15 protein-coding genes are annotated in these 14,696 nt (G+C 40.5%); all 15 read right to left on the bottom strand.

Annotated features, from left to right (window positions below; genetic code table 11):
* Positions 1-531: 531 nt before the first annotated feature.
* A complete protein-coding gene (pilM, locus tag AB1721_00910; protein ID MEW5805278.1) occupies positions 532-2,067 on the bottom strand; it encodes a pilus assembly protein PilM in 1,536 nt (511 codons plus the stop codon).
* Positions 2,068-2,249: 182 nt separating this feature from the next.
* Positions 2,250-2,651 carry a hypothetical protein gene (locus tag AB1721_00905; protein MEW5805277.1) on the bottom strand — a complete coding sequence of 134 codons (402 nt, stop codon included), beginning with the start codon at positions 2,649-2,651 and terminating at the stop codon, positions 2,250-2,252.
* Between the two features lie 275 nt (positions 2,652-2,926).
* Positions 2,927-3,583, bottom strand: coding sequence for a sortase (locus tag AB1721_00900; protein ID MEW5805276.1), 657 nt, complete (start codon positions 3,581-3,583; stop codon positions 2,927-2,929).
* Positions 3,580-4,668, bottom strand: a complete 1,089-nt coding sequence (locus AB1721_00895; protein ID MEW5805275.1) for a CAP domain-containing protein — start codon at positions 4,666-4,668, stop codon at positions 3,580-3,582. The genes AB1721_00900 and AB1721_00895 overlap by 4 nt, the downstream gene beginning before the upstream one ends.
* 133 nt (positions 4,669-4,801) lie before the next feature.
* Complete coding sequence (trmD, locus tag AB1721_00890) at positions 4,802-5,635, bottom strand: tRNA (guanosine(37)-N1)-methyltransferase TrmD (protein MEW5805274.1); 834 nt, start codon at positions 5,633-5,635, stop codon at positions 4,802-4,804.
* 94 nt (positions 5,636-5,729) lie between these two features.
* A complete protein-coding gene (locus AB1721_00885) occupies positions 5,730-6,050 on the bottom strand; it encodes a KH domain-containing protein (protein MEW5805273.1) in 321 nt (106 codons plus the stop codon).
* 162 nt (positions 6,051-6,212) lie between these two features.
* On the bottom strand, positions 6,213-6,770 hold the full coding sequence (gene rpsP / locus AB1721_00880) for a 30S ribosomal protein S16 (GenBank protein MEW5805272.1): 558 nt from the start codon (positions 6,768-6,770) through the stop codon (positions 6,213-6,215).
* Between the two features lie 199 nt (positions 6,771-6,969).
* Entirely contained in the window at positions 6,970-7,533 is a 564-nt protein-coding gene (locus AB1721_00875; protein ID MEW5805271.1) for a hypothetical protein, read from the bottom strand.
* Between the two features lie 8 nt (positions 7,534-7,541).
* Positions 7,542-8,996: an Asp-tRNA(Asn)/Glu-tRNA(Gln) amidotransferase subunit GatA gene (gene gatA, locus AB1721_00870; protein MEW5805270.1), complete on the bottom strand. Its 1,455-nt coding sequence runs from the start codon at positions 8,994-8,996 to the stop codon at positions 7,542-7,544.
* A 39-nt stretch (positions 8,997-9,035) separates the two neighbouring features.
* Positions 9,036-9,332, bottom strand: a complete 297-nt coding sequence (gene gatC / locus AB1721_00865; GenBank protein ID MEW5805269.1) for an Asp-tRNA(Asn)/Glu-tRNA(Gln) amidotransferase subunit GatC — start codon at positions 9,330-9,332, stop codon at positions 9,036-9,038.
* Positions 9,333-9,454: 122 nt separating this feature from the next.
* A complete protein-coding gene (gene ligA, locus AB1721_00860) occupies positions 9,455-11,581 on the bottom strand; it encodes an NAD-dependent DNA ligase LigA (protein MEW5805268.1) in 2,127 nt (708 codons plus the stop codon).
* Complete coding sequence (locus AB1721_00855) at positions 11,578-12,204, bottom strand: MFS transporter (GenBank protein ID MEW5805267.1); 627 nt, start codon at positions 12,202-12,204, stop codon at positions 11,578-11,580. Before AB1721_00855 ends, ligA begins: the two co-directional genes overlap by 4 nt.
* Before the next feature lies 1 nt (position 12,205).
* A complete protein-coding gene (gatB, locus tag AB1721_00850; GenBank protein ID MEW5805266.1) occupies positions 12,206-13,699 on the bottom strand; it encodes an Asp-tRNA(Asn)/Glu-tRNA(Gln) amidotransferase subunit GatB in 1,494 nt (497 codons plus the stop codon).
* Positions 13,700-13,760: 61 nt separating this feature from the next.
* Positions 13,761-14,021, bottom strand: a complete 261-nt coding sequence (locus tag AB1721_00845; GenBank protein ID MEW5805265.1) for a hypothetical protein — start codon at positions 14,019-14,021, stop codon at positions 13,761-13,763.
* 117 nt (positions 14,022-14,138) lie between these two features.
* Complete coding sequence (locus AB1721_00840) at positions 14,139-14,267, bottom strand: hypothetical protein (GenBank protein MEW5805264.1); 129 nt, start codon at positions 14,265-14,267, stop codon at positions 14,139-14,141.
* Positions 14,268-14,696: the final 429 nt, after the last annotated feature.

Here is a 14,696-nt window from a genome sequence, read left to right as displayed (position 1 = left end):
CTCCCGCGGGAAAACTTGTTTTTGCCCGGATTAATTCCGAGCGGAATTCAGAACCGGAGTCGACCTCCTCCCTGTCCTGTTGAGCAAGGCAAGAATCAATCGTAAACAAAATAAAGACAATCCGAAAAAACTTTCCTTGCTTAACCGAACAGAAAGCTTTTATTTGCCTAATCTTTTAAACCTGATTGTTCCAACATTAAAAATCAAAATGAAAAAACACTCAACCTGTCTCCTTGAAATCCTCCTTTGCCTCCTTATTAAATAAGACGGAAAAATAACTGAATTGTTACAATAAATCCTCCTTTAAAGAGCTGATTATATTATAAAAAATAATTAAACCGAGTCAAGTGTGGATTATATTGCTGTCTCCTACTAATCTACTAATCAGTACCAATAATACTAATAAGATTGATTGGCAGATATTAGTAATAATTGGTAAATTAGTAGGATTCTATTAGAAATTGTCTCGTTTGGCGAGATCTGGCGCAGATAGAGAAATTACAAAATATTCTAAAATCTGGCTTCTAAAATTTAGTTTTTAAGTTTAATAATCGCCTCAAATTCTACGCCCTGGGGGGTTTGAGAAAAAGAAGACAAAGGAATCTCGGCGTCGGCAAAAAGATTATCAAACTGCTTGATTTTTTCAGGAAAAGCCAAGGCGGTTTGCTGGTTTGGCGCTGAAGCGCGTAGACGAAACTCCAAACTGGTTTCAGAAAAAGAAACTCGAGCGATAGAAATACCAAGCTCTTGGGCGGTTCGGGTTAAAGCCGACAAAACTCCAGACCAGTTTTTAGCTGGTTTCTCGATTGTTTCAATCTGGGCAACAAACCGATTGAACTCTTCGGCTTGCTGATTCAGAGCCGAGATCTCGGCTGTCTCCGGTAAAGCAATAAGAGAATCAAGCTGGGCTTGGGTTTGTTTTTTCTCGTTATTAACCAATAAAAGCGCGGACAAAAAAATCAATCCCAAGCCGGCTAAGACCGCGGCGCTGATCTTGGCCCAAAGAGAAACAAAAAAAGACAGCTGGCTTTCTTGATAAAGCTTTTCCGTGCCTTCAGGCAAAAAGCTGACAATGTCATCTAGACTCCGGGGAATTAAACTGCCGCGCAAACCCGCGCCAATCAAACCGGCATAAAGATCTGGGGCTTGATTCTGAACTGCTGCTGGCAAGGCAATCGGAATCTCCCTTAAATCAAATTTTTGCGCCAGGTAATTAATTAACTCTTTTTTCAAAATCGGCGAAAACAAAGAAAAATTAATCACCTGCTCTTGGCTGTGAGAAGAAAAATATTCAAGAATCCGGGCAACTTCCCGGCCCAAAACCGCTTCTAAATCTTGGCGGGTAATCTTCCCATCGCTTGCTTCTGGTATCTGGCTCCAAAACAAATAAAGGTCAAAAAATAATTTGCCGCTTTTACTGACTAAAAAACTGATTCCGTCTTCACCGATATCAACCAAAAGCAAGGTGATGTTTTTCTCAATTGTCCGGGAAAAATAATTAAAGTTGCGGAGCAAACTCAAAGACCTTGATTCTAAAGCCAAGGGCTGAAACCCGACCTGATTAAAAACTTCCAAATAAGCGTCAATTTTCGGCCGACTGGCAACGCCAATTAAAAACTCCCGCTGAAGGGTTTTTAAATTAACACCCAGATTCTGCCAGTCAAAATAAGCTTCGTCTAAATTAATTGGCGAAACCTGGGCAGAGTTCAGCTTAACTGCCTCTTCATAAGAAGCTTCAGGAATTTCCGGCAATTCTAAAACATTAAAGAAAAAATTAGCTGAACAAAGAGAGATAACTACTGGCGAGCATTTTAGGCCAGCAGTATCACATTTGGCTTGTCTTTTCAACTCATTCAGGGCTTTGATTAAACTGGCTTTGTTTTTCAACTCGCCCTTCTCAATTACTCCGGGTTCAAGTTTAACCTCGCCAAACAGTTTTGGCGCTAAATCAAACTTAGAAAACAAAATGTACCGAACTGCTTTTTCGCTAACCTCTAGAGCGGCAAACTCTTCTTCAGGCACCAGTTTCTGAAAAAATTTTTTAAACCAAAAATGATTGACTGGCATAAATCAAATAATTAAATAAAAGTATAACATATTTCATTGCTGCGCCTACCAATTTACTAATCAGTATTAATAATACTAATAAGAGTGATTGGTAGATATTAGCAATAATTCGTAAATTAGCAGGAGTTATTGATAATCAGCAACTTAACAGTCTCTACGCTTAACGCAACCGTCAAAATCTACTACAGGGCAATTTCCTGCCAGGAAAAAAGCGTAATCTTGCCGGTAATGTCATCCCGAACCACTTGGGCTTGGACTTTTTTTCTGGCATTGCCAACAATTCCGGTTGAAGTAATCAGATTAAATCCGGCCCGGGGATTGTCTTTTTCAACGACTACAGTTGCCTGGCCATTGCCGACTGCCAATTGATAACCAGCTGAAGTAAAATCTTTATTTATGGACAAACGATAAAGCGCGTCATAAACTCCTGATTCAGCCACCCAAAAAGCTTCCTGGCCTTTTAGCCGGGAAAAACTGGCCGCATTTTCAAAATAGCTTAACAAACCCATTCCCAAAGACAAAACCACGACAATTAAGCTAATGCCCAAGATCAGAGAGATGGCAGAAAAACCTTTAAAAGACATAATAATAAAATATTATAGCAATTTTTTTCTCAACAGATAAACGATTATCAACGAATAATGAACTGAATTTCTAATTTCCAATTAATTTTCAATTTTTCTGGCTATACCAGAATCTCGCGAAGCGAGACAATCTCTAATAGAACCATACTAATCAATCTTATTAGTATTATTGGTACTGATTAGTAAATTAGTAGGACAGGGCAGTGGCAATGAAGTAATGCGGTTTGATTTGTATCATTCGGGCGAATTAGTGTATTTGTGCCGCTTTTTGTAAGTTAAATTGATTCGGTTTTGACAAGATCTGTGGCAACAACAATCCTTAATTTATTAGTCCGGACCGGCCAGCAAGACATCAGCCAAAGATGCGAACCATTATCCGGATTCTCAACCCGAAAATCTTTCGGCACAACCACTTTTGAACCGGAAACGCGATAAAGATATTTTTTGCCTTGAGAAACAACAACCACCTCGTCGCCGGGCTCTAATTTCTCCAGTAAAGCAAAAACCGAACCATAATCGCCTCGATACCAAGGATAGGCCGAACTGTGCCCCAATAAAATTCCGACTCCTTTTTCGCCAAACCCGGCAGAATCCGGATAATGAATCACACCCTTCTCCAGCCAAGACAAAAGCTCTTTATTATCAGTGGTGTCGGGAAAGACAATTTCAGCTTTAACATTGATTTTCGGAATAAAAACAAAACTCTCGGTTCCTGAAGCGGAAACTTGATTAAAAGTATCAGGGCTAACCTCTTGACTGTTGGGGGTTTGGAAAATCAGCGTTTGTTTTAAAGACCAATTAGCCTGCGCTAACAGCGCCCGGCCATTAAAGATAAAAATTACTATTGGCAGAAACAGAACCAGATAGCCAAAAAAATACTTAAAAAATAAAATTAAATCAAAACGGCTGAAAACTTTCATCCCTGAATTCATAAAATTTTTGCAGTCAGATAAAACGTTTGTTCAGCGCCGGGCAGATAAGCAATCGCCACAACAATGACTATGGCTAAAGCCGCGCCAATAATCGCTTTGGGATACGGAGTATAGATTTTTGAAAACATGCCCATTGCTAAAACCAAACCAAGATAACCGGCCAAGCTGAATAGAATCGGATTCGGATTAATTGCCAAACCCAACAAATCTTGGGTTAATTGCGGGGTTTGGGGCAAATTTGAATCTTTGGTCAAGCCGGCAAAAATCGGTTCAGCGGAAACCTCCGGAGATAAAGTTGGGGTTATTTCTAAAGACGGACTTGGCATTAAAGAAATTTCCGGCTCGGGGCTGGCAACTGCTTGGGTTTCCTCGCCGGCAATAATCGGTGTTGGCGAAAAACTGACTGGAGACTGAACCGCTAAAGGCTGGACGGTTGGCGACGGCGTTAGCTCTGGAGAAACTATCGGGCTTGGACTGATTAAAACTTTGGCTTGAGAGAGTTTTGTTTTGGGCGTGCCGAAAACCTGAACCACTAAAGTGGTTTGGTGTTCTTGAATCTGGCCGGAAACGACTGCCACGCCGATCTCCTGATAATTTTGATTGAGCAAATTAAACCGATGAGTCGGCGAATTCATCCAAGCATCAACAACGTCTTTAGATTCAAAAAAATCAATGGCCAGATTTTCACCGGCGTACTGGTAAGAATAATTGTTTTCCGCAAACCAATGCCAAGGAGACAAGCCATCAGGAGAGTTATGGCTAAAATACCCTTTGCTAACCATATCTTGAGCTTTGTCTTGGGCAACTTGAGACAAAACTGGACTCTGGCTAACCGGCGATAAACCAGCCAGTTGCCTTTGCTCATTGGTCAGCTGGACAATCAAACCAGAGCTAATATCAGCAAAAAACGGCAGTTTGGGCAAAACCAGCCAAGAAGCAAAAGACAAGGATTTAATAATTAAAGCAAGCAAAATAACTAAAGATAGATTCTCTATCCTTAAGGCATAAGGAAAATTATTGTTTGCTTGAGTGGGCAAAAAATAGTTTTTTAAGAAGTAAATCGCTTTTCTAATCATTCTTCTCATATATATAATTATACCATAAAATAGCTTAAAAATCAATGAGAGTTAGGGCGCGGTTTTAATAAATTATAGCACAATAACTGCGCCCATTTATCTCCTTTTTTCATTTTCATTTTCAACCCAATCTAAGGAAGTCTCACTTCCTTAATTTTGAGTGTTTTTGGCGCCAAAGCTCGATTTTTTTATGGTTGCCGGACAATAAAATTTTAGGCACCCGCCAGGTTTGACTAATAGCAAACGGCTTATGGCGAATGGTTTTTTTAGTTGTTTTCTTTGCTATTTGCCATTTGCCACCTGCTATTTGCGGCCTGAATATTTCTGGCCGGGTATATTGAGGATATTCTAAATAGCCGGGTTTTGAAAAGGACTCGTTTGTTAATGACTCTTTTTTGCCCAGAACTCCGGGCAATAATCTCGAAACCGCGTCAACAATCGCCATTGCCCCTAATTCGCCGCCAGTCAGAACATACTCGCCGATAGAGATCTCTTCATCAACCAAATGCTTTGCCACCCGTTCATCCACGCCTTCATAATGACCGCAGATTAAAATTAATTGTTGATACTTGGCCAATCTCTTGGCGTCTTTCTGGGTAAAGAGCTTGCCCTTAGCCGATAACAAAATAATTCTTGTTTGGAATTTCGGCTTTGAAGTTTGTTTGGGATTTGGGATTTGGGATTTGGGATTTCTTAAAATTGAACCAATTGCTAAAGCAATGGGTTCAATTTTAAGTATCATCCCCGGGCCGCCGCCAAACGGCTTATCATCAATAGTTCTATGTTTGTCTTGAGTAAAATCGCGAAGATTGTGGATATTAATTTTGATTTTTCTCCGCTCTTGGGACCGGCCCAAAATTGAACTGGAAAAATAAGCCGGGAAAACTTCGGGAAAAGCAGTAATAATTTCAAAACAGGTTGATGCTTTTGAACTGATTTTTTTATTTTTTGCCGGTTTTCTGCTTGATTGCTTCATCTTAAAAGATTTTAACACAAATCCGCTGTTGTTTTGTTTAACCAATCTCAAACCCCTCCGCAATGCGGAGGGGTTTGAGATTTAGCTACTAATCTTAAATTTTCAAATCTTCAACTACTTGGTCAACTGTATCAACAGAAGCGGTTCGGTTAGGCCTTTCAGCGCCTTCCGGCTCTTCAATCTTTAAGTTGACTCGGGCATCATTCTTAATGCCAACAATCCGCAATAAAGTTCTGATTGCCTTGGCAGTCCCGCCTTGTTTGCCAATAATCAACCCCATATCTTTGGGATCAACTGACAAAGTTAACAGCACTCCCCTTTCGTCAAGAGTCCGATTGACCTTGACCGCATCAGGATTGTTGACAATCCCTTTGACCAACAGTTCAAGAAATTCTTGATAAGCTGCGTCTGACATAGCTTTATTTTCTGAATCACTGACTTGATTTTATTTCAAAGATCAGATGATTGTCTTAATTGTCAAGTTAATTAGCTTGCCTGATAAACGACCAATCTGTTCCGGAGACTTTACCAGAACATATTTTTATTTTGGCAAAAAAATAATTGAATTTCAAGCGGTTTATTCCCCAAGTTCGGTTGGGGCCGGTTCCGAAGCTTCGGGCTCATTTTTCTGTTCCGGATTTAATTCAGGTTCAGTTTTTTCTGTCTGGGCTGACGGTTCTGAAACTTCTTTTTTACCCGGCTGCCCTGGTCCAACTTTATCTGCCTGAACTGATTCGGCCAAGGATTCGGTTTCTGGTTCCGGGGATTTTTCTACCCCGGTTGCTTCAGCCGGCTTAGGTTCTTGAACCGAATCAGGCGCTTGTTCCTGACTCGCTCCCGACTGGACTGATGGCTCTGATTTTTTCTTTGATTTTTTATGAACCGCGATTTTCTTGCTTTTGATTATTCCGGCCCTGATTAAAAGATTCTGCAAAGAATCAGAGGTCTTGGCCCCTTGAGAAAGCCAATACAAAATCCGCTCCTTTTTCAAAGCAAATTCTTTTGAAAACGGGTTAAACCAGCCAAGATATTCGATTGGTTTTCCTTTTGGCCCGCCGGCTTTTTTTGGAGTGACAATCACCCGATAACTGGGCTGGTTTTTTTTGCCAATCCTTTTAAAACGAATGCTTAACATAAATTAGAATTTAGATTAAAAGATTTCAGATTTTAGAATATCTATAATATCTTAAAATGAAAAAATAATCAATTCTTTAATCCTTGTCTTTATTCGCACACTTGCCCCTATCCCTATATTTTCGCCAAAGGCAGACAGGGTTGATTACCTATTTATTCACGTTATTGCCTTTTTAGATTGGCGTCATTAGCAACCACTCTTACAAAAATCCCAGATCCTTTAATCCTTTTTCGTAAATCTCAACTGCCTCTTCAGCTTCAGAATGAACCAGCGGAGAGAAATAATGAACCGCTTGATTCCTTAAATCATGGGCTTTTAACAGCTCTTCTGGTTTAACCTCGCGCCACAATGGGGTTTGCCTAATTAATTCTGGAATTGGCTGGCCTTTAATATTAAGACCCTCAAGCGCCTGGCGAAAAAGCTCTTCGGCTTCAATTAAAGCCAAGCGGTCGTCTTCAGCGCTGTTGGTTGATAATCTTTTTTTGATTTTCTTCATCTGCCAAGTGAATTTTTTCGCTGTTTGGGACGGCCCAGAACTTTTAACCACTGCTTTAATCTTGTCTATTTTTCCTTTTAAAACTTTTAGTTTGATAAACAAATAAACTGTCAAGCCAAAAAGAAAAAAGCTAACCAAGAGACTAACAGTTTTTAAAAATGAAGACAGGATCAGCCAGTTGGTTGAGTCAAAAAACAAAGCTAAAGACTTAATCAACCGATGCTCAATCGTGGTTTCTGGAAAAGTATTTAAGATTGATTCAAGCATAACGATACTTAAGAATGGGCTTTTTCGTACTGATAAGCGGCTCTTAAAATTAACTCTTCGCTGAAGTGTTTGCCAATAATCTGCAAGCCAACAGGCAATTTTTCCCCTTCTGATTCAGCAAAACCGCAGTTGATTGACAGGCCCGGAACCCCGGCTAAGTTCAAAGGCACGGTATAAATATCAGCCAGATACATTGCCACCGGATTGTCCATTCTCTCACCGAACTTAAAAGCCGGAAACGGCGAGGTCGGCGTCATAATTAAATCAACTTTTTCAAAGGCTTGGTCAAAATCTCTTTTAATCAGTTGGCGAACTTTTTGAGCCCGGGAATAATAAGCGTCATAATATCCAGAAGACAGAGAAAAAGCGCCGAGCATAATCCTCCGTCTTGGCTCCGGGCCAATCAGCTTGCCCCGGGTCTTAAAATAAATTGCCCGAAAATCATCTGCCTGAACAGAGGCAGGATAACGAATCCCATCATAACGAGCCAAATTCGCGCTCACTTCCGCTGGCAGAACAATATAATAAGTCGCTAAACCATAAGGCGAATGGGGCAACTCAATTTTTTCAATTGCCGCGCCTTGGGATTCATACCAGTTAATCGCTTTTTCAACTAACGCTTTTACTTCTGGCTCAAGCCCCTGGCCGAAAAACTCCTCTGGAACGCCGATTCTTAAACTCTTAAAATCAAAATCTTGGATTAATTTTCCCGTCAAACCCTGATAAACCGCTTTCCCTGAAGTTGTCGCATCAAATTTATCTTTACCGGCAATTGTCTCAAAAACCAAACCGGTGTCTTCAATTGTTTTAGCCAGCGGCCCGATTTGGTCTAAAGAAGAAGCTAAGGCAATCGCGCCGTGCCGGGAAACCGCGCCATAAGTCGGCTTAAGCCCAACTACGCCGCAAAAGCTGGCGGGTTGGCGGATTGAGCCGCCGGTGTCTGTGCCCAAAGCAAATAAGCTCATTCCAGCGCTAACAGCAGCCGCAGAGCCGCCAGAAGAACCGCCCGGCACTCGAGATAAGTCATAAGGATTTTTGGTTTTCTGATAAGCTGAGTTTTCAGTTGATGAACCCATGGCAAACTCATCGCAGTTGGTTTTGCCAATCATTATTGCTCCGGCTTTTTTAAGCTTTAAAATCACGCTAGCATCATAACTAGCTTGATAATCCTGCAAAACTTTTGAGCCGGCTGTGGCTTGAACCCCCTTAACTAAAATATTGTCTTTAACTGCATAAGGAATTCCAGCCAAACTGCCAAGCTGATCGCCTTTCTGGCGCGACAAATCAATTTCTTCGGCTTGACTCAAAGCTTCTTTTTCGGCCAGATATAAAAACGCCTCTAGAGCCGACTCTTTTTGCCTGATTTTCTCTAAATAAAACTTAGTCAGCTCAACTGCCGAGATCTGTTTTTCCTCAAGCAACTTTGCTGTTTGTTTTACGGTTAAATTGTCTAAATTGGTCATTGGATAATTGATTAGGAATTGGAAGTTGGGAATTAGGTATTATTTCTCGATTATCTTCGGCACCTTATTATAATCCCCCTGCTTTTTCGGAAACTGCTGCTTAAGCTGTTCTGGATCAAAAGCAAAGCTGTCTTTTTCTGAATCATTTTGCCGAAAAATATTAACCAAAGAATGGCCGCCAGACATCGGCTCAATTTTTGAAACATCAATTTCTTTCAATTGGGAAATATAATCTAAAATCAAACCCAGCTCTCGGGTCATTTTTTCCAATTCTTGTTCAGACAGCTCTAAATGAGCTAAATCAGCTAAATGTTTTACTTCGTCGCGAGAAATCATATCTCTTAATTATAAATTAACAATTCCCAATTTCCAATCAAGCTCCAATTCTTTAATTCTCAATTGTTTGATAATTGATTCATTGATAATCCATTGAAAATTGATCATTGAAAATCGAAAACTCATTCCCCTCCAATTAATCTCAAAAATTCAGCTTCGGAAATTACTTTCACTCCCAGTTTTTCTGCTTTAGCCAATTTTGAACCGGGGTTTTTGCCGACGACAAGATAATTAGTTTTTCTGCTGATTAACTCTGAAACCTCTCCGCCCAACTGCTTAACTTTTTCTTTGGCTTGTTCTCTGGTGGTTGATTCCAGCTCGCCGGTAAAAACAAAAACTTGCCCGGCTAGTTTTCCCTTTTTTACTGATAACTGATCACTGATAACTAACTTAACCCCAACCGCATCAAGTTTTTTCAAAAACTCGATGTTTTTCTTGTTTCGAAACCAATCATAAATGTTCTGAGCCACTTTTGGTCCGATATCTTTAATTGTCTGCAATTCCTCCAAACTAATCCCTTGAAAAACTTTAATAAAATCAGGGATTTTAATTTGGGAATTAGAAATTGGGAATTGGGAATTCCGCGCTAAAAGCACGGCAGTCTGCTCGCCCACCTGAAGAATGCCTAATGAGTAGACAAATCTTTCCAGAGAAATCACTTTTCTTTTTTCTATCTCGTTAATAATGTTTTCAGCTGATTTTTCACCAAATCTCTCTAGAACGGCAATCTCTTCTTGTTTTAAGCTAAAGATGTCTGCCGCATCAACAATCAAGCCCTCATCAATAAACCGGTCAAGAATTTTATGCCCCAAGCCCTCAATATTAAAAGCTGACCGGGAAACAAAATGGGACAGATAGCGCCGGTTCCGAGCGCCGCAATCAGGATTAGAACAGCGATAAATCATTCCTTCTTGCTTTACTGGCGCGTTGTCAATCGGGCAGGTTTTGGGCGGCTTAAACTCTTTCTCCTGGCCGGTTCTTAACTCTTTTAAAATCTGGGTAATCTGGGGAATCACATCGCCAGCCCGGGAAACCACCACTGTATCGCCAATCTTTAAGCCAAGTCTTTTTACTTGGTCAAAATTATGCAGGGTCGCATGGGCCACCACCACTCCGCCTAAATTAACCGGTTTCAAAACTGCCACCGGCGTAAGATTGCCGGTTCGGCCAACTTGAATTCTGATATTTTCCAATTTGGTTACCGCTTCTTTCGGAGAGAATTTATAAGCAATCGCTCCCCTGGGCGCTTTGCCGACTGTGCCGGCTGTTTCAAAAATTTGATTGTCATTAACAATCACCACAATGCCGTCAATCTCATAACTTAATTTGCTTTTCTGCTTTCCCCAATGATCGCGGAACTGAAAAACTTCAGCTAAAGAGCCGGCTGCCTGATTGTGGGAATTGGTTTTAAAACCAAAAGCTTTTAAAATTAGATGCTCTTGCTCATGAGTCGCCTGGCCCAGGTCAGTGACCAAATCATAGATAAAAGAATCAAGCCGGCGCAAAGCGGTAATCTTGGGATCAAGCTGGCGCAAAGACCCGGCGGCCAAGTTCCTTGGGTTGGCAAAGATTTTTCCGCCTTGCTTTTCCTGCTCTTGATTGACTTTTTTAAACTCTAACAAAGAAACAAAAACCTCGCCCCGAACAATCAGTTTTAAGGGCCAGTTTTTATCCAGATTAAAAGCGATTTTTTTCAAACCAAGACCTTTCAAATTTTTCAAAACTTCGGCTTTGCCTAAAAGCTTTAACGGAATCGCCTCTATTGTTTTTAAATTATTAGTTACCTCTTCGCCAAAAATGCCGTCGCCCCGGGTTGAGCCTTGAGTCAAAATCCCGTTCTGATAAACCAGCTCAATTGCCAAACCGTCAATCTTCAATTCACAATAGAATGGCTTATGGCTAATGGCAAATTGCTTATTGTTTATTTTTGTTCCTAAATAATTCTCAACTCGAGTCAGCCAATCGCGCAGATCATCTGGCGAGAAGGCGTCATTAAAAGAAAGCATTGGCGTTTCGTGCCTGACTTTTTTGAACTGCTTTAACGGCTGACCGCCGATCCGCTGGGTGGGCGAATCCGGAGTAATTAATTCCGGATGTCTTTGCTCCAAATCAAAAAGCTCTTTTTTTAAAGAATCTAAAGCTTCCGGAGAAAGAGACGGCTGATTAAGCACATGATAAAGATAACGCTCATCATTAATCAGCTCTTTTAAAAGCTTAACTCTTTGTTCAGTTTTCTTCGGACAACTCATCTTTGTTTAACTGCTTTAAATTTGTCAGCGACAAAAAGCAAACTAGAAGAACCAAAAAAAACAATTAAAGCCGCGATCAAAAATAAAGGCCTAAAACCAAAAAATTCAATAATCACTCCGCCTGCGCCAACGGCTAAAGCGCCGCCTAAACCAGTCAAAGTTTCATAAATACTCCAGCTAAAAGCCACATTTTCCTTATCTATATGCCTAGTGAAAATCGCTTCCCAGCTAATATAAGCCAAAGAAAAGCCAATGCCGGATAATGCCTGAATCAAATAAATATGCCAAGGATAACGAGCAAACAAATAAAGCAGCGGGACTAAACAAATGAAAAAAGAACCAAAAATAAGAACTAAAAAATCGTCTCGCTCGCCTTTTTTCTGATCAATAAATCTGGCCATTGGAATCATCAACAAAGAATAAACAATAAAATAAATTGACGAGGATAGGCCGGCAACACTAAGACTCCCCCCTTGAATATCTTCAGAAGCGAAAACCGCAAAAAATGGATCAACCAAACCAAATCCGGAATAAATTAAAAAATCTGAAATGACCAAAATCTTAGTAATAAAACTCAAGCGACTATCCTTAATAACCAAAGAAAAAAAGTTTTTCTGCCGCATTTTAACCAAGCTCTTGCTTAATCAACTTCTGAACCGTCTCTGGGTTGGCACGGCCTTTAGTCTGGGCCATTATTTTGCCAACTAAAAACTGGAGCGCCTGTTCTTTGCCGGCTTTAAAATCAGCCACTGGCGCAGGGTTTTCAGCAATGATTTTTTTAATTATTGACTCCAACTCGCCTGAATCAGAAACTTGGAACAAGTTTTTCTCTTTGATAATCTCTTCTGGATCTTTGCCGGTTTGAAACATCTCTAAAAGAACGTCTTTAGCAACTCTGGAAGAGATCTTTTTCTGGTGGAATAAAGTTAATAAATGGGCAAATGTTTCAGGAGTGATTTTTAGATCTTTAAAATCGGTTTTGTTCTCAGCCGCTAAGCCGCGCAAATCCGAACTCAAAAAATTAAAAACCAGCTTGGTCAGTTCTTTCCGAGAATGCTGGTGTCCAGAATCAAATTCTTGTATTTCAGAGATTGCCTGTTCAAAAAAATCGCCCAGCTTTTTGTTAAAAGTCAGCTGCTTGGCTTCTTCGGAATTAAGAAAATATTGATTTCCCAAACGCAGTTGTCTTTGCCAGGGCAATTCAGGCAAAGTTTTGGCAATTTCTTCGGTGTTAATAAAAATGCCTTCATCGCCAATTGGCTGGTTAAGATAAATCGGCGGCAGATCCGGTTCGGGAAAATAGCGATAATCATGGGCTTCCTCCTTTGACCGCTGTTCTAAAGTAATTTTTTTTGCCTCATCCCAGCCCCGATTATGCTGATGAACTGCCTTGCCTTTTCCCAAAATCTCTATCTGGCGTTTAATTTCATAATCAATTGCTTCCTCAACTGCCCGGAAAGAATTCAGGTTTTTAATCTCAACTTTTGTCCCTAATTTACTATCTAAAGAAACCGAGATATTCGGCTCAACCCTTAACTGGCCTTTTTCCATGTCTGCGTCAGAAACCTCGAGATAACGCAAAAGCAGCTGAAGCTGTTCAGCAAACTGCCGGGCTTCAAATCCGGAATGAATTTCCGGTTCAGTTACCAGCTCCATCAAAGGCACGCCAGCCCGATTATAATCAACCAAAGAGTACTGCTCTTGATTCTGGGAATGAATCAAGCGGCCAGTGTCTTCTTCCAAGTGAACTCGGGTAATTTTAATTTTTCGGCGCTCGCCTTTTTCATTCTCAATCTCCAAAAATCCGCCCTGAACAAAAGGCAGCTGATATTGGGAGATCTGGAATCCCCTGGGCAGATCTGGATAAAAATAATTTTTCCGGTCAAAAACTGATTTTTCTGCCAACTGGCCGGAAAGGGCCAAACCGACTTTAAGAACTTTTAAAACTGCTTCTAAATTAATCACCGGCAAAGTTCCGGGATGAGCCAAGCAGACCGGGCAGACATTTTTATTCGGTTCAGTCTCGTCCGGATTATTCAAACAGGCGCAGAACATCTTGGTTCTGGTTTTTAGCTCTGTGTGAATCTCCAGACCAATTGTGGGTTTATAATCAGCCATAAACTGATTATAAACCAAAACCAAAAAAACAAAAAGCGATCTTATGATTACCTTTTTGGCCCTATCTCTTTTTTACTTTAATGATTTCATTGTACTCACGCAACAATTCTGACTTATCTGCTTCATTTAAAACGTTAATAAAATCATCTTTGTCCGTAATCCTTTCATTGCCGATACTGAATCTAATGCCCAATTTAGTTGCTAACTGACAAAGCTCTTCTAAAGAAAGCTGTTGAAGCTTTCTCGTAAACTTTATCCATTCTCCCCATTGCCAATCATTATAAGGATGATCGGAATCAAATTTTTGAGGCAGTTTATTCATATTCATAAGGTTTTCCCCTATTAATATTTACTATTATTTCTAGATTATTATAACCTGTAAATTTAAAGAATCTGGGCTTGGGTTCGCCCAAGCCCAGATTTTAGCTGCGAATTATCTCTATTCATCCTTTTTGCCGCCACCAAAAAGAGAGAGGAGAAGATCCAGAACGCCTTTGGAAACTTCTACCCCGTGCGTCTCTCCTTCCTTTTTCCCGTCTTCACCATGATGATAGAGATCAACCCGCATATCAGAGTGGCTTTTGCCCGTATGGGGTTTGCTGATGTAGCTCGTATTGGGGCTTTTTGTCTTATCAGCCACCTTTCTCACCTCCTTTCTTTTGAGATTTTTAGGAACTGCACTTAGTATCTCTCTCTCTGGGTTTTGTCAAGTGCCGGGTCAAGAGATGGAGAATAAACACAAAACTCTCGGTTCTTGACCGAGAGTTTTGGTCAACTTATTTATTTGCCTTATTTACTTGCCTTCTTTGCTTGCCTTTTTGCTTATTTTTTACTTATTTTACCTGTTAAAGATTGCCTATTGTCTACTAACTGTCCGATCGGACAGATAGTAGACAAATCGGGTGTTAACAAGCAAAAAGATGGGAGTTAGAGTTAAACTAATTAAAATGGAAAACTCCGCAAAAGCGGAGTTCTCCAGTGCCTTCGGGTTCCGGGC

Source organism: Patescibacteria group bacterium (assembly GCA_040753135.1).
GTDB lineage: Bacteria > Patescibacteriota > Minisyncoccia > UBA6257 > Brennerbacteraceae > JBFMGR01.
The sequence above is the reverse complement of the archived record's forward strand: the minus strand, read 5'-3'. Positions and strand labels throughout refer to the sequence as shown.